This is a genomic window from Sorangium sp. So ce1504, from assembly GCF_051521635.1.
Taxonomy (GTDB): domain Bacteria; phylum Myxococcota_A; class Polyangia; order Polyangiales; family Polyangiaceae; genus Sorangium; species Sorangium cellulosum_B.
The window spans coordinates 7,822,361-7,848,039 of record NZ_CP150365.1; the positions used below are offsets into that span (position 1 = coordinate 7,822,361).

Consider the following 25,679-nt stretch of genomic DNA (forward strand, 5'->3'; position numbering starts at 1 on the left):
CCGACCCGGATCTCCCGCCCACGGCCTTCCGCCCGAGCCCCCCGCCTCGCCGCGGGGCCCGCGGAGATGGGCAGGATCTTCTCTCCTCGACCCGACCGGGGGACATACGAGCCGGCGACAAGGAGCGAGCGTCCGGCGCAGGATCCCGTCGTTCCGCTTCGTCGAACGCGCTTTCCCATGATCGGCGAGCCGTTGCCGGACGCGTGCCAGCGCGGGCTGGTTCGCCGCGAATCCGCCGCGGGGATCGCATGAAAACCTGGAAGGCCGTTGAGCCTGTCGCGCGCCGCGCTAAGCTCCTCGACACAGGCTTCGAGACATCAATCTCCAGGCTGATTGGGGGCCAGCAGGCATGTCGCCGCGGGCCGAGAGCCGGACGGCGCCTGCTCGGACAACCAGCTCTTCTGGAATGACAGAGGCGATATGTTGAGGTTCCGCTCCACGTCCGGAGATCGGAAGATGGCCGAGCTCAGCGCCTCGGCGCTCTCCGTATCCGCTGCGATGTCCGTCCTCTCCCAGGGTGCATGGGGGACGGACGCGCCGCCCGCTGCGGAGGCCCAGTGGGCCTATGCGCTCGTCGCTGCGCTCGGGTATCTGCCGGCCGCGATCGAGATCGCCGCAGCCACGCTGCGGCGGACGGGAATGTCGGTCGAGGCGTATTTGCGGAAGAACGCGGCGCAGCTGGACCCGGGGGGACCCGAGGGGGAGATCGTGGGTCTGGTGCTCGGCGACGCGCTGGAGTCGCTCGGCGAGGAGGCGCGCCGGGTGGTGCATGCGCTCGCCGTGCTGCCTGCGGCGGGCATTCCGCTGGAGGTGGTCGCCGCCGCGGCGGGGAAGCCGGCGCCCTCCGCTGCGCGGCCGCTCCAGCTGCTCGTGCATGGGCGGGTGGTGTCGCTCGAGCAGGGCCCGCAGACCTTCACGATGACGCCCCCCGTGCGCGCCGCGGCCCGCGAGGACGCGGCGGCCGACGCGAGGCGCTGGGACGCGCTCCACCGGGGGTCGGCGGACGCGATGCAGGCGCTGCTCTTCTGGACGGCCGCGGCCGAGGGGCGGCCGGAGGCGGCGTCGCGCCGGCGCGTCGCCTGCGAGCTCTTCGCGGCCCTCGACCTCGCGCCGTTCCGGGACGGCGAGCGCGGCGCCGAGGTGCTGGCGCGGGCGCTCGTCGACGCCTGCACGGTGGTCGAGCTCGGGCTCCCGGCCGAGCTCCAGCAGCGCTTGCTCGACGAGGCGGCGCGGCTCTCAGGCGACGCGCTCCCCGAGCTGCGCGAGCGCGCGCTCGCGGCGCTCGAGAGCGCGCGTCGCGCCGAGCTCGCGAGCAAGCGGCGCGGCACCTTCGGGACGCTCCGTGCGACGCCGGCCGCTCGCGAGCGCGGCCGCCCGGGTCACCGCGACGTCCTCCGCAAGGCGGTGCGCGCGAACGCGCAGCGCGCGGCGGCGCGGAGCTCGCCGCCGGCCGACGACGAGGTCTTCCGCAGCGCAAAGGAGCTGCTCGCGCGCGGCAACCGGCGCCTCGCCGAGGGCGCGCTCGAGGCCGCCGTGGCGGACTACGGCGAAGCGCTCGCCGGGTTCGAGGCGGCCATGCACGGGCGTGGCCAGGCGACGGCGCTCCTGCTCCGCGGCGACGTGCACCGGCGGCAGGGGGACCTCGCGGCCGCCTCGCGCGATCATGAGCGGTCGCTGTCGCTGTTCAAGGCGGCGTCCGACCGGGCCGGAGAGGCGATGGGGTTGCTCGCGCGCGGCAACCTCCGGCTCGACCAGGACGAGCTGGCGGGGGCGGCGAGCGACTACGGGTGCGCGCTCACGCTCCTCAGGGCTTGCCGTGATCGCCTGGGCGAGGCCAACGTGCTGAAGGCGCAGGGTGATCTGTGCTTCAGGGAGGGGGACCTCGCGGGCGCCGCGCGCGCCTACGACCGCGCGCTCTACATCCTCGAGGGCGTGGAGGAGCGCGTCCTCAGCCAGCTGCGTTCGCCCCCGCCGAGCAGCCGCGATGAGCGTCGCGGGGGGAGCTCACGCGCCCGCGCCGCGCGCGAGGTGCTCCCGCAGCCCGATCTCCTCCGGGCGCTCGGGTGCGAGCAGACCCATGCGCGCACGTGGCAGGCCCGCGGCGACCTGCGCCTGCGAGAGCGGCAGACGGCGCTCGCGGCGCGCGACTATGGCAATGCGATCCTGCTGTACCGGGACAGCGGAGATCGCCGCGGCGAGGCCGCCGCGCTCAAGGCCCGCGGCGACCTGCGCCGCCAGCGGGGCGCGCTCCCGGGCGCGCAGCGCGACTACGAGGATGCGCTGCGGCTCTTCGAGGAGCTCGGGGACAGCGCGGGCCAGGCCGCGGTGCTCCACGCGCGCGCCGATCTGCGCTGCGAGCGGGGCGACACCGCCGGGGCGGCGCTCGATTATTCGAGGGCGCTCGCCCTGTTCGACGCGACGGGCGATCCCGCTGCGCATCCGGGCGCAAAGGGCGCCGTCACGGGCGTCTCCCACCGCGAGGACCCACCGCGCCGCGCCGCGGCGGCTGTCCCGCGGTGAGTCGGCGAATGAATCGCGTCAATTTCTGCGAGCGCTGCGCGAAGCAACGAGCCACCTGGAGGCCTGTTTCTCGTACGCGTGGTGCTGAATCCGTGGGTCACGAGCCGGCGTGAGCGGCTCATGGAGCATCCGGGCTAGCTCCCTCGCTGCCGCTCGAGCCGCTCCCGCATGACGTTGGGGATCCGCCCGGCTACCTCGATCGCTCGCTCGAGCGCCGCCTTCGCCTCCTCGTGGCGGTCTCCTCGCGAGAGGGCCCGTGCGCGCGCCTCGATGACCTCGATCTGCTCCTGCCCCACCGAGAACCGGGCAGATCGCTCCTCCAGCTCGTCCCACTCCTCTGCGCTCGCGTCCCGCGTCGCCAGATCGACCATCGACCACAGCACCTCTTCCGCGGGAGCCATCGCCGTGTCGTCGCGCCCCGCTACGACGGCCTTCGCCTGCTGCACCCGGATCGCCTCGATGATCTCCCGCGCCCTGCTCCCCTCGCCGCGGTAGAGGAGCATCCTCGCCAGGAGGAGATGCACCACCGGGCGCGCCTCCTCCCCGCGCTGCTGGCATTCCAGCGATACGGCCCGCTCGACGTGCGGTGTCGCCGCGTCCAGATTGCCCATCAGGTAAAGGTACTCTCCCAGGTTAAACTCGCTCACGAGTTCCATCATCCCGAGACCCAGCTCGCGCGAGACGGTGACCAGTCGGCAAAAGTCCAGGATCATCCCCGCGCTGTCCCCGAGACAGGCCCGCAGGAGCGCCCGGACGTTGATCACCGATGCGAGGTGCAGGAGATCGCCGCGCTCCTCGCACATTCGGATCGCCCGATCCAGCACCGCGCCTGCTTCGTCCAGCTTTCCCAACCCCGGGTAGATCGAGCCCAGGACGAGCAGCGACACCACGAGCGTCTCGTAGCCCTCGTCGCCCAGCCCCTCTGCCTGCGCCGCCGCACGCTCGAACTCCTGCGCCGACTCCTCCTCCCGGCTCTCACGCTTCAGCGAGCGCGCCACCGCCATCGAGAGCCGCGCCGCCAGCGCGGGCGGCAGATCGCCGCGCGCGAGCGCCCTCGCCTCCTCCACGCGCTGCTTCGATCGGCCGTAGTCGTTCATCCAGTCGAGCGCCGTGGCCTCGTCGAGCAGGATCTCGATCTGCTCGATCACGTCGCCCTCCAGGGTCGCCATCGTGCGCCCGCGATCGAGATCCCCGAGCGCGTCGTGGTAGCGGCCCAGCCGGTAACGCATCAGCCCCCGGCCCCGATACGCCTTCCTCCGCCGCACCCCAGGCGCCTCGACAGGCTGCGCGAGCGCCCGGCTGTAGTAGAGCTCCGCCTCCACGTAGGCGTGCCGCGCCCGCGACCGCTCGGCGAGCTCCAGGTACGCGTCCTCCGCGACCGTCGCGAGCCCCGCCTCGGCCGCGTGGTGCGCGATCCTGAGCCGCCGCTGCTCCCGGCTCTCGTGGGCCGCCTCGCGGTGATGCTCGTACGCCGCCAGGTGGATCCGCCGCCGCTCGGCCTCGGCGACGTCCTGCGCGACCGCCTCCCGCACCAGCGCGTGGCGGAAGCGCAGCCGGTCCTTCCGGTCGCCGACCAGCACGCCCACCTTCAGCAACCGCTCGGTCCCGACGCGCGCATCGAGCGGGAAGGCCGCGCCGTCGCCGCGGAGATCCAGCTGGCGCAGCACGCCCGCGATCTCGTCGATCGACACCTCTGCGCCAAGCAGCGAGACGAGCCGCGCGTGCGCCCCGAGCGCCGGCCCGAGCGCCGCGATCTCCGCCTGTGCCAGCGGATCGAGCGACGGCAGCACAGGGAGGCGCTCGAGCTCGTCGGTCGCCAGGTACCACGCGTCGCCCCGCCGGTGCCGGCGCAGGATCCCCTCGCGCTTGAGCCCGTGCACGAGCTCCACGAGCAAGAGCGGTACCCGCTGCGAGCGCTCGAGCAGGCGATCGATCGCCGGCTCCGGCACGTCGCGCGCGGGCAGGAGCAGCCGCCTGCAGAGCGCCCGCGCGCTCTCGTCGTCCAGCGGTTCGAGCCGCAGGGCCTCGTGTCGCGCGGCGCGCTCGCCCCACGAGGGGTGCGCCTCGGCGAACGCCGGGCGCCCCATCGCGCAGATCCACAGCGGCGTAGCCTCGTCCGCGAGCGCAGCGTACTCGAGCGCAGCGAGCGTCGCGTCGTGGGCGAAGTGCGCGTCGTCGAGGAGGATGATCACGGGCGACGCGGCCGCGCACTGGCGCAGGCACTCGCCCGCCGCCCGCACGCGCGCCGAGCGAAGCGCGCCGGGCGCGGCCCGGAGCGCCTCGAGCTCGGGGAAGATGTCGACGCCCGTCTGCTCGTCCACCCATCCGAGCGCCATCGCCAGCCCCAAGCGGAGCTCCTCGCCGAGCACGGCACCGAGCGACTCCGGGAGCGCCCCGCGGACACCGCCCTCCGGGGGCTGCTCGGGCACGCAGAGCGCCTTGCGCACGAGCTCGTGCAGCGTCTCGTCCGAGGCGCCGCTCGTGGGCTCCTGCCCGCGCAGCTCGATGATCCGGGCGTGCGGCTGGCGCTCCCGGAGCTGCTTGCCGAGCTCGACGAACAGGCGGCTCTTCCCGTGGCCGGGCCCGCCCGTCACCGAGACGACCGTGGGCTTCTTCATGCAGAGCGCCTCCTCGGCGCTCTGCGTGAGCTGCTCGAGGAGGTCGCGACGGCCGACGAACCCGCCGGGGCGCGTCGCGTCCCGCGACTGATCCTCGATGCCCGGCGGGAGCTCGTCGCCCGCTGCGGCGTGCGACGGCTCGGGGAGCGCGGCCGACGCCTCGGGCGTGAGGAAAGGCCCCAGCGGCCCGGCGGCGGACGGCCACCGCTCGGCGCGCGAGAAGAGCGGGCTCAGGAACCGCCGCGTCCCATCCGGGCGCGCCTGGATCGACACAGGCGCGAGATCGATGAGGACCCGCGTGCACAGCCCGCGTCGCAGGAGCTCGTCGGCCGCCCGCTGCGCGCGGCGCGCGGGGCTCGCCGTCCCCTCCTGGCCGAAGACGCCGACGTAACGAGCGCCGGAGGCGTGCGCGAGCTCGCCGCCGAGCGCCAGGAGCCTGCGCTGCACCGCGATGCGATCGGCCGCGCTCTCGAAGAACAGGAGCCCCATCACGCGGCGCTCGATGCCGGCCGCGGAGCGCGACCCCTCCGGCGCGCTCGCTGCGACCTCGTCCCGGAGCGCGCGCTCCAGCGCCACGCGGAGCTCGCTCGCGCTCGCGAACCGCTCGCTCCGTTCCTTGGCCAGGCAGCGGTGCACCACCTCCTCGACCGCCCGCGGCACGGCCGCGCTGGCCGACAGGCGCGGCGGTCTGCGGCTCCGATGGTCCTCCAGCACCGCCGCGCGCGGCCCCCAGAACGGTGGCCGGCCCGCGAAGAGCTCGTACAGGATGACGCCCATCGCGTAGATGTCGGCGCGCGCGTCGAGATCGGGCCACCCGGCCGACTGCTCCGGCGCCATGTACTCGGCCGTCCCCACGGCGAGGTCCTCGTCCTGCCCGTCGTAGCGCCACCCCACGACGCGGGCGATGCCGAGGTCGATGAGCGTCGCCTTCGCCTCATCGACGAGGATGTTCTCGGGCTTGAGGTCGCAGTGCACGTAGCCGCGCGCGTGCACGGCCTCGAGGGTCGCGAGCGTGGCGAGCCCGAGCCGAGCGGCCTCCTCGATCTGCGGCGCAGGGCGCGTCGCGAGACGGGAGGCGAGCGTGGGCGCGGCGATGTGCTCGATCACCGCGTAAGGCGAGCCGTCGTCCAGCGCCCCCCACGCGTGCACGGCCGGCACGTGGGGGGCACCGATGGCCGAGAGCGCCTCGACCTCATCCCGGAGGCGCTGGCCTGTGCCGCGGCGATCGGCGCGCGCGAGCTTGATGGCCACGCGCGCGCCACCGCCCTCCGGCTCGGCCTCGAAGACGAGGCCGAAGCCGCCCTGCCCCAGCGTCCTGCGGGTCCAGTAGCCGGGGAAACGAGGCAAAGCGACGGGGACGACCTCCGTGATCTCCGGAGGAATCGACGACTGGCCAGACGGCGGCCGAGCGGACTGCGCGCACTCGGGGCACGCGCCCTGATTCCGCCGCCCGCAAGCCGGACAGCGCCCCGCTTCCTGGGTCACGCGTTCCGGCTGCTCGTCTCGCAGGGCTTCCGAGCCCATTCACTCTCCTAGGGGCCGGCCGTCAAGAATGTGGTCACCACCTGGTCCGTGCGAGCGTAAGGGTTGACGAAATAGTTCGTGACACACCCCCTGAAGAAGCCGGCGTTGGTGTCGATCCCGTTGCACAGCTGATTGCACGAGCCCCAGATCACCATGGATCCACACTGCTGCCAAGTGACCTCCCCGGTCGTCGGGTTGGTCTCGACGTGGCCGGCCGCGCAGTCGCGTTGCACCTGGCGCGCACGAACGTAGCCCACCGAATCGTAGCAGGCCCCCAGATAGGGTGTCGCGGCGAAGATGTTGCCCCAGAACGCGCCCTCTCTCACCGGATAGGCCGCACGCTCCGCCGGAGTCGACGACATCTCGTTGTTGCGCATGGAGATGTTCACCGAAACGCCGTACCAGTTTACCCGCGCGGCGATGCACGCCGAGATCTGATGCTGGACATAGGTATCGTTGCTGATGCCACCGCTCGCCCACCAGTGCGCGTAGCCGAGGTCGCCGCGGAACACCTCTGGGTGGGCGACCCCGCTGCTGTCGGTCCACGAGAACGAGAACGTCTGGTCGGCGCGCAGCGAACAGCTCACGATGTAGCGCAGGAGCTCCCTCGACACGACGCCGGCGGCTCCTGAATTCTTGATGGCCGACAGCGCGTTCGGGACCAGCGCGTTCGGGACCAGCGCGTTCGGGACCAGCGCGTTCGGGACCAGCGCGTTCGGGACCAGCGCGTTCGGGATCATCGCGTTCGGGATCATCGCGTTCGGGAGGGCGCCGTTCGCGGTAATGAGCTCGCTCTCGGCCTCCCCGACGAGCTCCTCCGCCTGCTCGTCGATCTCGGCTCCGATGCAGGCAGCGGTAAGCAGAGGTAATGCGAAGACCGCGACACTTCGTGCACAGCAAAGAACCATGACGGTCCCCCTTTTCATCGCCGCGATTTGGCGTTTAAGGTCGAGTAGCCGCAAAGTTTAAGTTACCATTTCGAAATGCTTCTGCATAGCGCTTTAGTAAAGGATGCGTTCGATCCAGAGCGCTCGCTGGCAGCAGGGCTGTAACGCACCGCGACGCATCGCGACGCACGGCGCGGAGGAGCAGATGAGCGACGAAGAAGACGAGACCAGGCCGTTTTCGGATTTCGAGAGGTCGACCGCGCGCGGCGAGTTCCCGCCGGGCACCCTGGCGGGCGAGTACATCCTCGAAGGATTCATCGCGCGTGGCGGCTGCGGTGTGGTCTACGGAGCGAGGCACGTCCAATCGGGCAGACCCGCCGCGGTCAAGGTGCTGAGCGAGGCGGTGGCCCACTCTCGCCGCGTGGTCGATCGGTTCGCACGCGAGATCGAGGTGCTGCGGTCGATATCCCACCCCAATATTGTGGAAATCTACGGAGTTGGTGAGCTGAACAACTATCAGCCATTCTATGTCATGGAGCGCCTCGAGGGCCAGACGCTCGACGCGCTGATCCGGTCCCAGACACGGCTCACACCACGCGAGACCCTGGAGCTGATGGAACCTGTGTGCGCAGCGCTAGCAGCCGCGCACACAGCGGGCATCGTTCACAGGGATGTGAAGGCGAGCAACATCTTCATCTGCTCGAGCCCGCCACGTACCGTGAAGCTGCTCGATTTCGGTATCGCAAAGATGATGGCGCCCGAGGAGGGGTCGACATGGCTCACCACCGCCGGACGTATGCCCGGGACACCATCCATCATGGCTCCAGAGCAGATCCTCGGCGGTCCTATCGATGCGCGGGTGGACGTCTATGCGCTTGGCGTCCTCCTTCATCGTATGCTGGTGGGCCGGTTGCCGTTCCACACACACGACATGGACGAGATGGTGCGGAAGCACCTGGAGGAGCAGCCGCTGCCCCCGAGCCTGCGGGTCCCGCTGCCCATCGAGCTCGACGCGGTGGTGCTGCGGTGCATGGAGAAGCGGCGGGAGCGGCGCTTTGGCTCGGTCGAGGAGCTGATGCGCGCGCTCAGGGACGCCATCGGCGGGCCCGCGTCGGGCATGCCGAGCGGGCCCGACCCGACGCACCCCGCGGTGGCGGTCTACCTGGAGGTCCGGACCCGCGGCGACGCCGGCGAGCTGGACGACGCGCTGACCTTCGACATCGGTCGGGTGCTCGACATCGCCGAGTCGCAGCTCTCGCGCGCAGGCTTCATCCTCGCGTCGATCACCGGCAACGAGGTGCTCGGCGTTCGCCTCCTCCCGGCAAACGCCGCCGGGGAGCTACGGGAGCGGCGCGCAGCGATCGAGCTCGCGACCGCCGTGCACCGGGCGCTGGCCCAGCGACCGGAAGCGGACCCGCGCGTGCACGTCAACGTGTGCGTGCACGCGGACGACGTGCAGGCCCGCCTCTCGCCGCAGCCCGAGATCACCGGGGGCGCGCTCATGTGCGCGGGGCACTGGGCTCCGGCCGACGACGTGCAGGGGGTGTTCGCGACGCCGAGCGCGAACGTGGGCCTGCTGGACGACGAGCCGACCCCCACACGCCGCGCGTAGCCACGAGCCGCAACGAAAGAGAGCGCCCTCGATCGCGGGCGCGTCAGCGCCGCGATCGAGGGCGGGTGATCCAGCGTGCGAACGTCGACGGCCCGCGGGTGCCGGTGCCGACGTTCGCCGCGGGCGCGGTCGACACGAGGCCGCCTAGAGCCACGAGGGCGCAGGCGGCGAGCAGCTGGGCGCTCGCCTCGGCGTGGCCGGCGACGCAGAGCAGCAGCGTCGAGAGGATCGGCGCGCCGTAGGACAGCACCCCGAGCTGCGGCACGTCGCCGTGCTTCGTCGCGTGATCCCACGCGAAGAACGCGACCCCCACGGGGCCGAGCCCGAGCGCGAGCAGGCCGAGCGCCTCTCCGGCCGTGGGCACGACCGTGCGCTCGAACGCGAGGTGCCCGGCCAGGCCCAGGGCGGCCGTCGCGGCGCAGGAGCCTGCGATGGCGTCGGCAGGGACCTCGGCGAAGCGGCGCTGGAGCACCGAGTACGTCGACCAGAGGAGCGCGCAGCCGAGCGCGGCCAGGTAACCGGGCGTGTGTGTGGCGCTCAGGCGGACGGTGCCCCCGCCGGCGACGAGCGTCCAGACGCCCGCGAGCCCGAGCAGCGCCCCAACCACGTGCCTGCCGCGCAGGCGCCCGCCGGGGAGCGCCGCCGAGAGCAGGACGATGAGCAGCGGCCACAGGTACGAGATGATGCTGACCTGCACGGGCGGCGCCGCGGAGAGCGCATAGAAATAGAGGGCGTGATAACCGAACAGCCCGCCCACGCCGAGGATCCAGCTGCCGAGCGGCTGGCGCAGCGCGCCGAGGCCGCCCCCGCCGCGCCGGGCGAGCCGCGCCGCGCCGAGGAGCGCCGCGACCGCGAACGTCGACGAGAGCACCTGGAGCGGCGGCAACCTGCGCACCGAGGTCGAGAGCAGGGCGAGGCTGCCCCAGAGCCCGATCGCCGCGACGCCCGCCAGGGTGGCGGCTCGCCGCGAGGGGCGCGCCGCTGGCGTCGCTGCCATCGCCGCGTCCGTTAGGGCGGCGCCGTGCGTCGTGTCCGACATGGCGCCGAGCATGGCGCGCCGGCCGGCCGCCGTCTTGGCTCAGGCTCCGCCGTCCTGTGCCGGGGCTACGGGCTCGCGCCCCAGCGACATTCGCCCGCGCCACGGCTCGCTGTGCCTGGGCTGCGCGCCTGCAGCGCGACTACGCTCGCCTGCGCCGCGGCTCGCCCCGACTCTCGGCCCGGACCGCGCGACGCAGGGCCGCCGGGGTCACGCCGCGGCGGCGCCGCAGGCTGCGGGTCAGGCAGCTCTGGTCGGCATAGCCGCAGCGGATCGCGATCTCCGCGATCCCGAGCTCGGTGCGGGACAGGAGGTCGGTCGCGCGCGCGAGGCGCAGATCCGCGATGCGCTCCTGCACCGTCGTCCCGAGGACCGTGCGGAACAGATGGTGGAGGTGCCCCGGGCTCAGCTCAGCCCGGGCAGCCACGTCCGCGACGGTGAGCGGCTCGTGCGCGTGGTCCTCGAGGAAGCGCAGCGCGCGGCGCAGCTTCTCCGGGGCGCGCATCGGGCCGAGCGCGCCGCGCGCCCCGCGCTCGGCCAGCGTGAGCACGAGCAGCCCCGCCCACTGCCGGCGCAGCGCGACCGAGCCGCCCCGGTCGAGCTCGTCCGCCGCGGTCCGGACCAGGTGCGCGGCAGCGGCGTCGAGGGCGATCGACCCGCCGGCGATCCGCTCGAACCACGGCGCGGCGCCGAGGGCTTCCGCGGAGGCGGGCGGCACATCGATGACGAGGAAGCGATTCCGGTCCGGCGCCGCGAAAGCGTGGCGGGTGCCGCACGGGACGAGAGCACCCGAGAGCCCGGATGCCATGAGCTCTCGACCGTCCATCGAGAGCGCTATCGCGCCTTCCAGAGGCAAGACCAGCTGGTGGTGCGCGTGGCGGTGCGCGACCACCTCGGCCGAGTATCGCCGGACGCCGAGCTCGACCTCATCCATGACGCGCCATGATCTCACGCGCGGCGCGCGCGCGCCATGGCCCCTCGGGCTCCCTACCTCGCCAGCGCTCCCGCCGGCGCGGCGCGCGGCACGCAGCGCGCGCGGGACGCAGCGCGCGCCGCGGGGCGGAGCTCACCGGCAGGGCGGGCCGTACAGGGCTGCGGCGCCGCGCGCGTCGTGCTCCGTCAGGTCGAGGTCGCCCCAGTTCGTGCCGTTGCACCACGGATAGTGCATCACCGAGCCCGCGTCGTACGACGTCAGGGCGCGCCAGCCGTCGTCCTCGAAGCAGGCGCCCGCCTCGGGCCGCGTGTGCTCGTGCCGGAACCCGAGCGCGTGGCCGAGCTCGTGCCGCAGGACGCCCGTGAGCGTCCAGAGATCCAGCGGGCCGAGGGCGGTCGAGTCGATGAGGAGATTGCGCGCGCGGCGCGAGCTGTCGGGGAAGAACGCGCGCGCGTAGTACGGCTGCCCCTCGACCGGGCGCACGTCGAAGACGACCCTCTTGTTGCGCGCATCACACGCGTCGTCCTGGTCTGCGCTGTGAACGAAGCGGACGCCCGCCACCTCCTCCCACGCCGCGGCGGCGCTCTCCATCGCGGAGACCACCGCGCCATGGTCGTCACCGAACGCCTCGCTCACGCAGTAGCTGAGGTTCCGCTTCTCCCTGTCGCTCCACCTCACGTCCCTTCCACGGCTCTGATCGACGATGAGCGCTCCGCGCTGGACGTGGCGCTCATAGAACCGCTCGAGCCCGTCGAGGCCCTCGACGGGAATGTCGCCGTCGACGATGTAGATGCCGCTCTCCGGCTCACGGTAGGTGCGAGCCTCGAACTCGTCGAAGCTCACCTCCGTATCGCCGACCTGCTCGGAGATCTCCGCTCCCCCAGGCGCGCCGGCGGCGCACCCGACCGACGCGAGCGACAAGACGAGGAGACCAAGAGACTTCGTAGACAGATGACTCATCATACAAGTACCTCTCGTTCATGCCTTTCCCTCTCGGGTCAGGCGAGGGCGCGCAGCGCCGCAGTGAGCTCCGCCGGACGGCGCCACGGGACCCCCACGGCGGTCCGGGCCGACTCGACTGCTGGTACTGACGCGGATGGCGTCCGGTTTCGCTGTCCGATATTGGCAAGCGACGTGCCGCACGCGCGATGGCGTGACTTTGCGGTCCAGAGGTCAAGCGCGGAGCGAAGGAGTCCACACGTGTGGAGCGGGTGCTTGCGCACCTGTGCAAGGACTTGCGTATCGAGATCGAAGCAGAGCGCGCAGCGCGCGCCGCCGGGACCGGATCGAGGCGGTCGATCGATGGGGCTTCGTCCCGCCGTCGTGCTGGTTCCATCGCGCGAGCAGCGTCGGGCGTCGTGATCGTGCGCTGCGCGCTGCCGGGGTGGCGTACGGCGCGACGGCCTGCGATCGAGGGCTTGACGGCACGGCGCGAACAGAAAATCGTGGCATCCATGCCGGGGAGAGGGACATGGCGGCGCGCCCGCGCGCGGCGGCGACCCCCGCGGGGCGCGCGCGCCGATGGAGGCGGCCGCCGATGACGTTCGCGTTCGCGGAGGGCACCGTGTTCGCGGGGCGCTACCGCCTCGGGCCCGTCATCGGCGTCGGCGGCATGGGCGCCGTGTACGAGGCCGCACACATCGAGACGAACCGGCGGCGCGCGCTCAAGATCATGCACCCGACGCTCTTCTCTACATGGCGCCCGAGCAGTTCGACGGCGCCCCGCTGAGTAATCCCCTCACCTCGACCAGGCCATGGAACGTCCCGGCGCACGACTCCCCTGGGCTCATTGGGCCCATGGAGTGACGGTCTTCACGCTGACGCTCCTCGCGGCGGTGCCTTTCTGGCTGACCGACCTCCTGCCGATGATGGATTACCCACCGTTCCTGACGTTCGTCCGAGCGTTCCAGGACCACGGGGATCCCGCCTCGCCCTTTCACGGCACCTACACGACAGGATGGCCCATCGCGCCGCTCGTCCTGCCGATCCTCCTCGCGCGGGCGATCGCGGCCGTGAGCTCCATCGAGATCGCGGGCAAGGTCCTCCTCACCGCGTACACCGTCGCCCTGCCCGCCGCCTCGATGCTCCTCCTCCGCGTGCTCCGGCGGGATCGCTGGTGCGTGCTGCTCGTCTTCCCCCTCGTGCACTCGTACTGGGTGAGCGGCGGCTTCTTCGCGTTCGCGACGGCCCCTCCGCTCGTCGTGCTGGGCCTGGCCGTCGCGGTGCGATGGCTCGATCGCCCGACCCCGCGCCTCGGCGTCGGCCTCGCCGCGATCGCTGTCGCCCTGCTCCTGTGGCACGCGCTCGCGCTGGCCCAGCTCCTCCTCGACGTCGCGCTGCTCTGGGCGCTCTGGAGGGCGCCGGGGCCGCGGGAGCGATGGCGGGCGCTGCTCCCGCTCACGCCGTCGCTCGCCCTGTTCGCGGTCTGGGTGGGCATGTCGGTGCTCACGAGGCCCTCCGGCGCCCCGGTCCCCGGCCCTGTCGCGGCGTGGCCGCCCTTCTTCGAGAACGCAGCGCAGCTCCCCGAGTTCGTCGGGGTCCTCCTCCCGATCTCGGTCGGCTACGTGCTCCTCTTCGCGCTGCTCATCGTCGCCGGCGCCACCGCTGAGCTCGCCGCGCCCCACGCGTCACCCGAGTCCCCGACCGCCCGGTACCGGGTCCCGAACGCGTTCGCCGTGCTCGCGCTCGCCAGCGTGGTCTGTCACCTGGTCCTCCCGTCGTATTGCCTCGGGGTCGAGGGGATCAACAACCGGCACCCCTGGATGGCCGCGCTGCTCTTCACCTTCGCCTGGAGCCTGCCGGCGCGCCCCGCGCCGAGAGCGGGCCTCCTCGCCTCGATGGCGATCGGCGGCGGCGCCCTGCTCCTCCACCTCTGCGGGCGCTTCGTCGACTTCCACCGAGAGACGGTCGGCGCCTCCCGGCTCATCGACAGGCTATCTCACGGCCAAACGCTGCTGGCGCCCCTCGACGCGTGGGGGGCGACGGAGGCGTTCCCCGTCAAGCCGCTCCGCGCGATCCAGGAGATCGCCACGGTGCGCCACGGCGGCCTGCCGAACAGCTCCTATGCAGGCTACGGGATGAACTTCATTCAGTACGTGGACGGCAAGAACCCGATGCCAGGGCTCGGCCCGAGCTGGCTCCGCCACCCGGAGCTCACGAGGTTCGACTACGTCCTGCTGCGCTCGCCCTCGCCCGCGCTGCTCGCCCACGAGCGGCTCGAGCTCGCCGCGCGCGACGGACAGTGGGCGCTCTTCTCCGTGCGGCGCTGACGCGGCGCAGGGAGGGGAGCGCGGGCGAACGCTGACTGGAGGAAATCGCCGGCCCGCCTGCGCCTCCGGCAGAGGGAGCTGCGCGCCCCGCCGCGCCCGCGCCGCGCGTTTCGCTGGACGAGCGGCCGCGGCTCGCCAATCCTTGGGCGCATGAAGCTGACCGGCATCGCCGCTGAGACCGTGCAGATCGCGAGTCGTGGCGAGTACATCGCGCCCTCGGGCGCGACCGTTCGCATCCGCGACCGCGTGCTCGCCGCGGTGAAGGGGACCGTGCTTTACCGGCCCGGATCACTCGACGCCTGGGAGCCGAAGGAGCGCCGCGATGGCCCGGCGGTGATCGAGGTCACCGGCGAGACCACGGGGGCGGCGGGGCGGCGGCTCATCGAGCAGGAGGGCGAGGCCCGCGTCATGGCCCTCAACTTCGCTTCCGCCAAGAACCCCGGGGGCGGGTTCCTGCGCGGGGCCAAGGCCCAGGAGGAGGACCTCGCCAGGTGCTCGGCGCTGTACGCGTCCCTTGTCGAGCAGCGCGAGTATTACGACCAGAACCGGGCCTGCGGGAGCTTTCTCTATACCGACCACATCATCTACTCGCCGGACGTGCCGTTCTTCCGCGACGAGCAGCACGCCCTCCTCGACCGGCCGTTCGCGCTGTCGATCATCACGGCGCCGGCGCCGAACGCCGGCGAGGCGTTCCAGCGCGACGACGCCACGGATCAGGAGATCCGGGCCGCCCTGGAGCGCCGCGCGGACATGGTGCTCGCCGCGGCGGGCGCGCACGGGCACCGGTGCCTGGTCCTCGGGGCGTGGGGGTGCGGCGTCTTCCGCAACGATCCGCGCGAGGTCGCCGACGTCTTCGCCCGGTGCCTCGAGCGCCCGCGCTTCCGCGGCGCGTTCTCGCGCGTGGTGTTCGCGGTGTACGACCGGAGCGCCGATCGGCCGAACTACCGGGCCTTCCAGGAGCGGTTCGCGCGGGCGTAGGCGCGTACTGCCGCCGGCGCCTCCGATCCCGCGCGCGCCGTCACGGCCCCGCGCGGATCACACCGTGGGATCCCCACCCCAGAGCTGCGTGGACGTCGTGCTCCCCGCCTACCTCCACCGCTACAATCGAGGACTGACCCCTTCCACCGGGTCCGTTTCGAATTGTCGGGTCGCGATCGAAGAGCGAGAGTCATGGCTCCGACTTGAGGACGATCGACGACAGGCTCGCCGCGCTCCTCGCCGCGGCCGTCTTCTCCGCGTCACCCCTGCTCCTCTGCGGGTGCACACAGGCCGCGCCCGCGCCGCGGGCCGTCGCGCAGGGGACCGCGGCGCCGCTCGACCAGCGCTTCGCCAGCGAGCCCGCGCCGACGCCGCGCTTCCCCGATCCGGAGCGCGGGCGGAAGCTCCGCGCGGCGGCGGCCGACGTGCAGGCGCTCGCGCGGCGCGCCGCGGAGAGGGAGCGCTTGCCGGCGCTCGCGCTCGGCGTCGTCATCGACGGGGAGCTCGCGATCCAGGCGGTGCTCGGCGTGCGGAACGCCGCGGCGGGCGGAGCGGTCGACGAGCACACGCGCTTCCGCATCGGCTCCGTCACCAAGCCGCTGACCGCGACGGCGATACTGCGGCTCCGCGACGAAGGGCGGCTGTCGATCGACGCCCCGGCGGCGCGCTACCTGCCGGCGCTCACCGGCGTCGTCTACCCGACGCGCGACGCGCGGCAGATCACCGTCCGCGACCTGCTCACGCACAGCTCCGGCCTGCCGCGGCTCGGCGTGTTCCCCCCGGCGTCGACGTCGCGCGACGTCACCGAGCGGGAGATCCTGGCCACGCTCGACGGCTTCGGGCTCGAGAGCGCGCCGGGCACCGCGACCTCCTACTCGAACCTCGGCTATTCGCTCCTCGGGCTGGTCGTCGCGCGCGCCGCCGGCGTGCCGTACCGGCGCTACATGAGCGACGCGGTGCTCGGGCCGCTCGGCATGCGCGACGCCGCCTGGGACCCGTCGCAGGTGCCGCCCGGCGAGCTCGCGTCGCCCCACGCGCGCGGCGTCGACGACGGCGCGGTCGCGCCGATCCAGCCCTGGCGGCTCGGGGCCTCCGAGGCGACCGCGGGGCTCTACGCGAGCCTCGCCGACATGGGTCGCTTCGTCGGGTTCGAGCTCGCCGCCTGGCCCGCGCGCGACGCGCCCGAGGCAGGGGCCCTGCGGCGGAGCACGGTGCGCGAGTCGCACCTGATGGCGCGCAACGGCTCGGCGTTCCCGGCCGCCGGCGGCGACGACGGCCCCGGGCTCGGCTGGCACGTGCGCGAGGACTGCGACCTCGGCCACGTGGTCTTCCACAACGGCCTGATCGACGGCTTCTCCGCGTCGGTGACGCTCCTCCCGCAGCGGGGCGTCGGCGTCGTCGCGCTCGCCAACGTCGCCGGCGCCGATCTCGAGTCGCTCAACGCGGACGTGCTCGGCCAGCTCGCGGCGACCGGCGCCATGGAGGCGCGCGTCGTCCCGCCCTCCCCGCCCGTGCGCCGCGCCGCCCAGGCCGTCGCCTCGGTCATCGGCCGCGCGCGCACGGGGGCGCTCGATCGCAGGCTCAGGCCCGGCTGGTTCCCGGAGGCTCACCTCGCCTCCCTGCGAAAGGCGCTGCGCGACGCCGGCGCGCGGGTGGGGGCGTGCGCGCTCGACGGCTCCGCCGTGGTGGAGAGCGCCACGGCGGCGCGCTTCGGCCTGCGCTGCGAGCGCGGCGCGCTCTCGCTGGCCGTGCGTGTGGACACCTCGCCGGACGCGCGGATCACGTCGCTCAGCGTGGAGGAGCAGACCGGGGCGATCGCCCGGGAAGCCCCCGGCCCGAGCGACCGCCCAGCCCGCTGCCGCTGAGCGATCTGCAGCCCGATTGTAGCGCCACACCTGATAGTGTAACCGCGCCCATCGTCCCGGGCGTCGAACCGTCCCCCTCACCTCGCGGAGACCCGCTTGAAGCACAACGACGTGGTGGTTTTGATCCTCGGCGGAGGCGTAGGAAGCCGCCTCTACCCGCTCACCAAGCTGCGCTCGAAGCCAGCGGTCCCGACCGGCGGCAAGTACCGGCTGGTCGACATCCCGATCAGCAACTGCCTCAACTCGGGCTTCAACCGCATCCACATCCTCACGCAGTTCAACTCGGTCTCGCTCCACAACCACATCACGCAGACGTACCGATTCGACGTCTTCTCCGCCGGCGCGGTGCAGATCCTCGCGGCCGAGCAGACGCCGACCCACAGCGACTGGTACCAGGGCACCGCCGACGCCGTCCGCAAGCAGCTCGTCGAGGTGAAATCGCCGAACCCGCGGGACGTCATGATCCTCTCGGGCGATCACCTCTACCGCATGGACTACGAGCCCTTCCTCGAGCACCACCGCGAGACCCGGGCCGACGTCACGCTCGCCGTCCGCCCCGTCCCGACGGCCGAGGTGTCGCGCCTCGGCATCGTGGACACCGACGACACCGGGCGTGTGGTCAAGTTCGTCGAGAAGCCGAAGGACATGAAGCTGCTCGACAACGTGCGGCAGGTGCCCGATCCGGCGAACCCGTGGCTCGCCTCGATGGGCGTCTACATCTTCAGCGCGAAGGCGCTCTACGAGATGCTCGAGCACGACAACGCCTCCGACTTCGGCAGCCACATCCTCCCCCGGGCGCTCGACACCCATCGGATGATGACCTACACGTTCGACGGGTACTGGGAGGACATCGGCACGATCCGCAGCTACTACGAGGCCAGCCTCGCGCTCACGGACTCCGATCCTCCGTTCTCGTTCTACGACCCGCAGCGGCCGATCTACACGCGCCCGCAGTTCTTCCCCCCGGCCCACGTCACCGCCGGCTCGGTCCTCGACCAGGTGCTCCTCGCCGAGGGGAGCCGGATCATCGAGTCGAAGATCTCCCGGTCGGTCGTCGGGCAGCTCTCCTCCATCGGGCCCCACGTCTCCATGTCGAACACGGTCATGATGGGCGCGGACTACGAGTCCCTGTTCCAGGCCCACGGCCCCGAGAGCACGAGGGGTCTGCCGCCCATCGGCATCGGCCGGGGGTGCACGATCGACGGCGCGATCATCGACAAGAACGCGCGCATCGGCGACGGGGTGGTGATCCGCAACATCCCCGATCGGCCGGACACCGACGCCCCGTACTACGCGGCCCGGGAGGGCATCGTCGTCGTCCCGAAGAACGCCGTCGTCCCGCCGGGCACGGTCATCTGAGCGCGGACCGCGCCCCGGCCGCCGAGGGGACGGCGGCTGGGCGCGCGGGCGGAAGGGGCGCGCCGCGCGGGTAGGCCGGGTAGGTAGGTAGGCAGAACGCCGCCGCTGCGCCCGGCCACTCGCCCCTCGTCGGCTGGGCCCCGGTCTGGTAAAGAGCGCACTTATGCGAATCTGCATCCTCGGCGCCACGGGCCTTGTCGGCCGCGAAACCATCACCCTCATCGCGCGGGCCTGGCCCGGCGCGACGCTCGCCCTGTTCGCGAGCCGGGACCAGGAGCTCACCCTCGACGGCAAGTCGTACGAGGTGCTCAGTGCGTCGCGCCTCGAGGCGCAGGACGCCCCCCGCGGAGACCTCGCGTTCGTGGCCCTGGATGACGATCACAGCAAGCGGTACGTCCCGCGGCTCGTGGAGCTCGGGTACCGCGTGATCGACAAGAGCAACACGTACCGCGCCGACCCGAAGGTGCCGCTCGTCGTCGCCGGGGTGAACTCGAGCATCGTCGACGACTCGGTCCGGCTCGTGGCCAACCCGAACTGCACCACCATCCCGCTGATGCTCGCGCTCTCGCCCCTGCGCCGGGAGTTCGGGCTGAGCGCGGTCACGGTGAGCACGTACCAGGCGGTCAGCGGCGCCGGCATCGCCGCCCTGGACTCGTTCCTCGCGGACGCGCGCGACGGCTTCCAGGCCCTCGATCGCCTGGGCCTGCCGTTCAAGCCGTCGGGCTACGCCGGCAACACCGTCCCGCACAACGGCGGCACCGACGAGAGCGGCTACTCCTCGGAAGAGCGGAAGCTCATCTTCGAGAGCCGCAAGATCCTGAGCATGCCGGAGCTCGGCGTCTCCGCGCAGTGCTGTCGGGTCGGCGTCGCGGTCGGCCACTACGAGAACGCGTGGGTCACGTTCGATCGCCCGGTGGATCTCGATCGGGTCGCGAGCATCCTGAGCGATCCGGCGAAGTCGCCCTTCGTGAAGCACCTCCCCGGCGCTGCCGGCGAGGGCCTGAGCGCGCTCCACTGCGTGCAGGACCGAGACCTCGCGCTGGTCGGGCGGATCCGCCCCGATCACCGGGACCGCGACCGGAAGAGCGTGTGCCTGACCGTGGTCGGGGACAACCTTCGGCTCGGCGCGGCCACCAACGCGGTCCGCGCCGCGACGCGCTGGTTCCCGAGCGCCGATCGCGACCTGCAGGCCCCCTGACGGTCAACGATGCAACCCACCCAGCCCCTCATGATCCTCGTCGCCGGGCCCTATCGCTCCGGCACGGGCGATGATCCGGTCCTGATCGCGGCCAACGTTCGCGCGATGAACGACATGGCCGTGCGCCTCTTCCGGGCGGGCCACCTCCCCGTCCTCGGCGAATGGTTCGCGCTGCCGCTCATCGAGCACGCCGGGTCGCGGCAGATCGGCGACGAGATTTTCAATGAGATCTTCCATCCCGTCGCGCGCCGGCTCGTCGCGCGCTGCGACGCTTGCCTGCGGATCGGCGGCCCCTCGAAGGGAGCCGACGAGATGGTCGAGCTGTCCCGCTCCATGGGCAAGCAGGTCTTCTTCAGCTTCGACGAGGTGCCGGGCCGCGGCTAGCCGCGGCTGCCACACGAGAGGCATGTGAGAGGCGCACGAGACGCCGCGGCGGCGCGATCTCTTCAGGGCTCGGGCCCCGGCCAGCCAGCGCCGACAGGGAGCGCCTGCACGTCGGGGAAGAGCATGTAAATACGCTTTCCATTCCACGTCTGCCCGTGGGGCGGCGAGGGCGCGGCCGCGGCGACGCTCGCGCGCACCGCGCGCCCGAGCGCGGCTGCGCCGTCGAGCGCCTGGCTGAGCGCCGCGAGCGCCTGCGCGATCTCGGGGAGCGACGCCTCGCCCGAGGTGCCCCGCGCGACGAGGGCGTCGACCTCGCGGCTGCGCACCCCGAAGTCCGACGGCAGCGGGTGCGCGGGCTGCGCCGTGCTCGCGGCGTGGAGGAACTGGCGCTTCGCGACGCCGCCCGCCTCGCCGAAGCCCGCGACGAGCTCGAAGAGCGCCGACGCGACGCCGGAGGCCGGCTCGAGGTCGCTCGGGTTGTGGAGCGGGGAGCCCCTGATTCCCAGGTCGTCGAGGTACTCGAACCCGGAATCGCTCAGCGCGGCCGAGCGCTCCGTCTCCGGCAGGGGCGGCGCGACCCGCACCTCGCCGCTCTCGAACACGATGACGCGCGCGTACGTGAAGCGCGCGTGCGGCACGGCGAGCCGCACGCGCGCGAGCTGCGCCGCGACCTCCACCGCCGCGCCGATCTCGAAGCGCGAGCCCGGAAGGTGGCGCGCGATGCCCGCCAGCGTCATCCCCGCCGCGTCGGGCCAGGGGCACACGGCGACGTGCCGCGGGAGAGCCTCCGCCTCGCCCGGCGCACATACGCGCTCCAGCCCGAACGAGGCGGGGGCGAGGAGCGGCGGCCGCTGGCCCTCCATCCGCCGCAGATCGCCGAACAGCCAGGCGCGGTTCTCCCCGTGGTGCTCGGGCGCGAGCATCCGCGCGCCGACGAGCAGCGCGACGGTGCCCCCGGCGCGCGCGAGCCATGCCTCGGGCACGGAGAGGTGCTCGTACAGGAAGGCCTCGACGATGAGCTGCCACTCGCGGGGCGGCTCGGGAGGCAGGGGAGCGGCGGTACGGTACATGGCGGGTGCGGGGCTTCGAAGAGCAGCGCGCTCGGCCCCGGATGCACACACGAGACGGGGGAGCTCGTGAAGTAGCGTATCCAAGCCGGGAGCGCCGCGGAACACGGCAGCGGGCCGCTGCCGCCGATCGGCGAGCGCGCCGCCCGATCCGCCCTGGGAGGTGAGAGATGGGGATCAGTCGTTCGAACCGTCAGGCTCGCCGACTGCTTCGGGCGGCATCGCGGCGGGGCGGCTGGGGAAGCCTCGAGCATCGATCCGGCGACGCGCAACACTGCAATCGTGCGCTCGCACGCGAACGACTCGTCGCCGGTCGAGAGCGGTGATTGGTCTTGCCCCCACGTGGACACCCTCCTGGCGACGGCGGTCCTGTCAACGCTCGACGCTGCCCCTCAGGGGCCTGGGCGCCGGGCCCCGAGCGCGAGCGCGGACCAGGGGGCGCCAGGTCTCTTTCACCGTTCGGAGCTTGGAATGAAGACTCGATTGCGCACCCTCTCAGCGATACCCGCAACACTCATCGGATTGCTCATGGCAGCGGCCTGCGGCTCGGACGCCGGCAGCGACCCGGAGAGCAGCGGCGGCGGCTCGGCGACGGGGGGCTCGCCCGAAAGCGGCAGCTCGGCGACGGGGGGCTCGCCCGCCAGCGGTGGCTCTGGCGCGGGCGGCGGCGTCGCGAGCGGCGGGACGTCGGGCGCCGGCGCGGCTGGCTCGGGAGGCTCCGCCGCCACGAGCAGCACCGGCAGCGGAGGCGCAGACTCCGGCGCGGCGAGCACCGGCGGAAACGGCACCGGAGGCGCGGACTCCAGCGCGGCCGGCACAGGCGGGAGCGGCGCCGGAGGGGCGGGGACGGGCGGCAGCGGAGGTGGTGACGCGGCGTATCCATGCGACGGAGACACGAGCGGCTACAACGCCGTGGTGACCCGATCCGGATCCGACTGGATCGCGCAGAACGGCGCCCGCAACGTCTACAGCGGGGGCGACATGCGGGCCGCGATGCAGGCGGCGCTCGACAGCTTGAGCTCCGGCCGCACCAGCAAGCAGAGCGTCCTCGTCCAGGGCTCCGGGACCGTCGCCGCCAGCTCGCGGCTGAACGTGCCCAGCTACACCGTGCTCAACGTCTGCGGCACGATCGACGTCACCGGCAGCGGCTCCGGCGACAACGCGCCCATCTACGCGCGCGGCCGGACCGACATCGAGATCCCGAACGTCACGATCAGCGGCACCCCGCTCTACGCCATGTTCTTCCGCGACGTCGAGAACCTGCGCCTCGGCCATGTCGAGCTGCGCGTCTCGAGCGGGCTCGGCGTCCGCATCGACAACCATGGGCGCTCGGACCGCGCCAACAAGGTGAAGAACATCGAGATCGACCATGTCTACGCCGAGGGGACCAGCTCTCACGGCGTCGAGACCTACGGCGTCGACGACATCCGCATCGGCACCGTCATCGCGCGCGACACCGGGGAATGCGGCCTCCTCCTGAACGACACGACCAACGCCGAGGTCGGGAAGGTCGACGCCATGAACGCGGGCGCGGGCACCGGCTACGCGGCGTTCCGGCTCGCCAACCGCGCGGGGCGCATCGGCAGCGGCTACCCCACCAACATCCACGTCGGCCAGGTCATCGCCCGCGGCGGCGGGCGCGGGATCTTCTGCGTGTCCGAGAGCGGAGGCGTCACGATCGACCGGATCGATCTCGCCGACACAGGCAACAACGCGATCCTGATCGAGAACTGCCACAACGTGAACATCGCCGCCGAGTCCGGGACCGTCGACGGCGGCGGCGACATCCGCCTGGCCGCACGCACCGAGTTCGCGAACTCCTCGGACATCACGATCCAGAACCTCACGATCACGGACACGGCCGTCAACGAGAACCCCTGCGCCGAGAACAGCACCTTCCGCAACCTCACGCTGGCAAACGCCCGCGACAACAGCTGCGATTAGAGCGGCGGTCACCCGCTTCGGATACGGGCCCACCTCGACGTTTTCGGTGCTCAGCGCACCTTCGTACGCTTGCGCGCCGAAAACGCCGATCTGGGCCCGTCTCCTGTGCGGGAGACCGCCGCTCTGCTCGGCATGGTGCAGAGGTGGGCTGAAGTCACAAAAGAGAACCGCCCGCAGGTCCAGGCCTGCGGGCGGTCTTCTTCGTCAGCGGCTCGGCCTACTTGAGGCGGGCCAGCATCTCGACCTTCTCGGTGTCCAGCCCCGTCCAGGTGCCCCAGCCCGACTTGTCCGCATCGGTGTACTTGTGGTTGTAGATACCACCCGTATCACCCGACTCGGGGTTGATGGACCAGTAGGTGAAGTCCGTCATCTTCTTCTTGATGAGGTAATCCACGTACATGTTCTGCCACTCCCAGTCGTAGCGCTTGCCGGCAGGCAGGTGCGCCCACTGCTGGGCCAGCGCCGGGTCCATCTCGTTCTTCGGCCAGTCCTTCACGCCGCCGAACTCGCCGGTGATCACGCAGAACTTCTGGTCGTGCAGGAACCCGAAGTGCTCGTCCCACTGCTTTTCCAGCTTCGCGACGGCCTCTGCGTTGCTCCGCTCCAGGATGAGCCCGCACCCGGCCTTGGCGGCCGCCTCGTCCTCGAGCCCGACGCACTCGGGCTTGGACTGATCGACGTGCTGCTTCTGAACGAACACTGCAGGCCCGTAGGTGTGGGGCGAGAAGCAGAGCCGATTCCTGGGGATCTGGATCGGGTAGGCCGTCTGTCCGTAGAAGTTCTCACCCCAGTTCGGGTTGAGGTTCTCGTCGCCGTGGGGCTCCGGCTCCAGCGTCAGGCCGCTGGCGCCCGCGGGCTGGTGGCTGCCGGACACGCCCTGGACCACCGCGATCATGTCGTCGTTCTCTTCGGCGATGACGTCGTAGCACGCCTTGGCCATGTCCGCCCACTCGGGCCAGCTGTACTTCCACGGCTCGTTGAAGCAATCGATGCCGATGATGTTCTTGATGTTGAGCTTCTTGGGCAGCTGCGCAATCTTACGGATGTCCGCGAGCCACTTGTCGTAGTTGTAGGCGTCCTCGCCCGTAAGGCAGGTGTAGTCGTCCGCCTTGTAATCGTAGTTCTCGCGATCGCTGTCCACGTAGGGCTTGTTATCGTCGAGCCTGCCCGCGCGCCACCCGAGGTGGTTCGAGCAGGAGTGGATGCCGATGATGACGTTCAGATTGTTCGCGCTGGCCTGCTTGAGGAAGTCCTCGAGCGCCTCGTACGCGTTGGCGTACGGGTAGACGTCCGGGTCGTTGTTCTTGATCCGGGGCGAGGTGGTGCTGTAGTTGCCGTCCGGGTGGTTGGCGACCAGGGTCTGCGGCGCGATGGGGAGCCGGATCGTGTTGAACTTGAGGTTGGAGCTGGTGAGCTCCTTCATCGTGTCCGCGATCGTGCGCGGGGCGTTGTTCTCCGCCCACCACATCGACCCGATGAAGAGCTCCATGGCGCCGGGGCGCTCGAGATCGTCCTGTCCCTCGAGCCCGAACCAGTTGCCGCCGCGAACCTGGATCTCCGTGCCGTCCTGCGTCAGGCGGCCGTTGTCGAGGTTGACGCGGAATCTCCCGTTCGGTGAGTCGTCGGTGTCCGGCGTCGGCTTCGCGTCCGGGTTGCCGCTGCCGCTGCCGCTCGGGATTCCAGCGCCGGCGCCGCTGGTGTCGCCGCTGCTCGTCGAGCTGCCCGCGCCGCTGCCGTTGCCCACCGAGCTGCCCGCGCCGCTGCCGTTGCCCACCGTGGTGCCCGCGCCGCTGCCGTTGCCCACCGAGCTGCCCGCACCCGAGCCGTTGCCGCTGCCCGCGCCGCCGGAGCCCGTCAGCCCTCCCCCGGTCGCCGCGGTCGATCCATCACCACCGCAGGCGATGCCCATCAGAGCAAGGGCGGCGAAGGAACACAAGAAGATATGGCTTCTTCGGATTCTCATAGGTTCGTTCTTTCGTTAAGCACAAATTCAGAGCACGGCGCACTGCTTCGAGCGACAACCCCCAAGGCTCGTCCGTAAGACAATCTCAGCCAGATCAACGGTTGGTCGCGCTCTACAGTCGACCCTGCGCAGAATTCGCAATCAAGCAACACCGACGGGTTGCCAACCGGGCTCGCATGTTACCCGCCACCAAACAGAGGGTCAAGACGAGACGCACCCCCGATGCCGAGGCCAATTATCGATAGGGCGGTGTTTTCCCACGACGGCGGATCGCAGGAGGCGCTCTCCTCCAACGGGATCCTGCAGGAGCGCTGCACGAGGGGGCGAGCGCCACGAGGCGCTTGACTTTCAAATTGCACATGAATTGTCGAACCACCTGGGCGCCCTGCGCTCCCGCAGGGCGCGCAGCGTCATTCGCCAGGTGCACAGCGTCATTCGATAGGTGCGCGGCGTCATCCATCCTGCGCACAGCGTCAAATTCGTCGGAAGGAGACATCGGCAGAGCTCGTCAATGGGAAAGA

The 25,679-nt window shown here is 71.7% G+C and carries 17 protein-coding genes; 10 read left to right on the forward strand and 7 right to left on the reverse strand.

Features of this window, described 5'->3' with window-relative positions; all coding sequences use genetic code 11:
• Positions 1-456 precede the first annotated feature (456 nt).
• Positions 457-2,520, forward strand: a complete 2,064-nt coding sequence (locus WMF39_RS29345) for a hypothetical protein (RefSeq protein ID WP_437739791.1) — start codon at positions 457-459, stop codon at positions 2,518-2,520.
• Positions 2,521-2,654: 134 nt separating this feature from the next.
• Here the strand turns inward: WMF39_RS29345 and WMF39_RS29350 are convergent, their stop codons facing one another.
• Together WMF39_RS29350 and WMF39_RS29355 are read right to left on the reverse strand one after the other, a co-directional pair.
• On the reverse strand, positions 2,655-6,662 hold the full coding sequence (locus WMF39_RS29350; RefSeq protein WP_437739792.1) for a protein kinase domain-containing protein: 4,008 nt from the start codon (positions 6,660-6,662) through the stop codon (positions 2,655-2,657).
• 8 nt (positions 6,663-6,670) lie between these two features.
• Positions 6,671-7,570, reverse strand: a complete 900-nt coding sequence (locus WMF39_RS29355; RefSeq protein WP_437739793.1) for a hypothetical protein — start codon at positions 7,568-7,570, stop codon at positions 6,671-6,673.
• Between the two features lie 184 nt (positions 7,571-7,754).
• On the opposite strand from WMF39_RS29355, the gene WMF39_RS29360 reads away from it, so the two are divergent.
• On the forward strand, positions 7,755-9,161 hold the full coding sequence (locus WMF39_RS29360) for a serine/threonine protein kinase (RefSeq protein ID WP_437739794.1): 1,407 nt from the start codon (positions 7,755-7,757) through the stop codon (positions 9,159-9,161).
• Between the two features lie 43 nt (positions 9,162-9,204).
• Here WMF39_RS29360 and yddG read toward each other — a convergent pair whose 3' ends face one another.
• The 3 genes from yddG to WMF39_RS29375 all read right to left on the reverse strand — a co-directional run bounded on the left by yddG (position 9,205) and on the right by WMF39_RS29375 (position 12,091).
• Positions 9,205-10,158 carry an aromatic amino acid exporter YddG gene (gene yddG / locus WMF39_RS29365; RefSeq protein WP_437739795.1) on the reverse strand — a complete coding sequence of 318 codons (954 nt, stop codon included), beginning with the start codon at positions 10,156-10,158 and terminating at the stop codon, positions 9,205-9,207.
• Positions 10,159-10,339: 181 nt separating this feature from the next.
• A complete protein-coding gene (locus WMF39_RS29370) occupies positions 10,340-11,131 on the reverse strand; it encodes a helix-turn-helix domain-containing protein (RefSeq protein ID WP_437739796.1) in 792 nt (263 codons plus the stop codon).
• A 132-nt stretch (positions 11,132-11,263) separates the two neighbouring features.
• Entirely contained in the window at positions 11,264-12,091 is an 828-nt protein-coding gene (locus WMF39_RS29375) for a matrixin family metalloprotease (protein ID WP_437739797.1), read from the reverse strand.
• A 577-nt stretch (positions 12,092-12,668) separates the two neighbouring features.
• Between WMF39_RS29375 and WMF39_RS29380 the strand changes: the two genes are divergently transcribed.
• The 7 genes from WMF39_RS29380 to WMF39_RS29410 all read left to right on the forward strand — a co-directional run bounded on the left by WMF39_RS29380 (position 12,669) and on the right by WMF39_RS29410 (position 20,184).
• Complete coding sequence (locus tag WMF39_RS29380; RefSeq protein ID WP_437739798.1) at positions 12,669-12,860, forward strand: hypothetical protein; 192 nt, start codon at positions 12,669-12,671, stop codon at positions 12,858-12,860.
• Positions 12,861-12,933: 73 nt separating this feature from the next.
• Positions 12,934-14,400 carry a hypothetical protein gene (locus WMF39_RS29385; RefSeq protein ID WP_437739799.1) on the forward strand — a complete coding sequence of 489 codons (1,467 nt, stop codon included), beginning with the start codon at positions 12,934-12,936 and terminating at the stop codon, positions 14,398-14,400.
• Between the two features lie 150 nt (positions 14,401-14,550).
• Positions 14,551-15,378: a TIGR02452 family protein gene (locus WMF39_RS29390; protein WP_437739800.1), complete on the forward strand. Its 828-nt coding sequence runs from the start codon at positions 14,551-14,553 to the stop codon at positions 15,376-15,378.
• 203 nt (positions 15,379-15,581) lie between these two features.
• Positions 15,582-17,243, forward strand: coding sequence for a serine hydrolase domain-containing protein (locus tag WMF39_RS29395; RefSeq protein WP_437739801.1), 1,662 nt, complete (start codon positions 15,582-15,584; stop codon positions 17,241-17,243).
• A gap of 96 nt (positions 17,244-17,339) precedes the next feature.
• Positions 17,340-18,602, forward strand: a complete 1,263-nt coding sequence (locus tag WMF39_RS29400) for a glucose-1-phosphate adenylyltransferase (RefSeq protein WP_437739802.1) — start codon at positions 17,340-17,342, stop codon at positions 18,600-18,602.
• A gap of 163 nt (positions 18,603-18,765) precedes the next feature.
• Positions 18,766-19,800, forward strand: coding sequence for an aspartate-semialdehyde dehydrogenase (locus tag WMF39_RS29405; RefSeq protein ID WP_437739803.1), 1,035 nt, complete (start codon positions 18,766-18,768; stop codon positions 19,798-19,800).
• Between the two features lie 9 nt (positions 19,801-19,809).
• Positions 19,810-20,184: a DUF4406 domain-containing protein gene (locus WMF39_RS29410; RefSeq protein ID WP_437739804.1), complete on the forward strand. Its 375-nt coding sequence runs from the start codon at positions 19,810-19,812 to the stop codon at positions 20,182-20,184.
• Positions 20,185-20,246: 62 nt separating this feature from the next.
• On the opposite strand, the gene WMF39_RS29415 is transcribed toward WMF39_RS29410, so the two are convergent.
• Complete coding sequence (locus WMF39_RS29415; protein ID WP_437739805.1) at positions 20,247-21,254, reverse strand: hypothetical protein; 1,008 nt, start codon at positions 21,252-21,254, stop codon at positions 20,247-20,249.
• A gap of 525 nt (positions 21,255-21,779) precedes the next feature.
• Between WMF39_RS29415 and WMF39_RS29420 the strand changes: the two genes are divergently transcribed.
• The gene (locus WMF39_RS29420; protein ID WP_437739806.1) at positions 21,780-23,195 is read left to right on the forward strand and encodes a right-handed parallel beta-helix repeat-containing protein; all 1,416 of its coding nucleotides are present in this window, start codon (positions 21,780-21,782) and stop codon (positions 23,193-23,195) included.
• A 217-nt stretch (positions 23,196-23,412) separates the two neighbouring features.
• Here WMF39_RS29420 and WMF39_RS29425 read toward each other — a convergent pair whose 3' ends face one another.
• Complete coding sequence (locus tag WMF39_RS29425) at positions 23,413-25,158, reverse strand: glycoside hydrolase family 5 protein (protein WP_437739807.1); 1,746 nt, start codon at positions 25,156-25,158, stop codon at positions 23,413-23,415.
• Between the last annotated feature and the right edge of the window lie 521 nt (positions 25,159-25,679).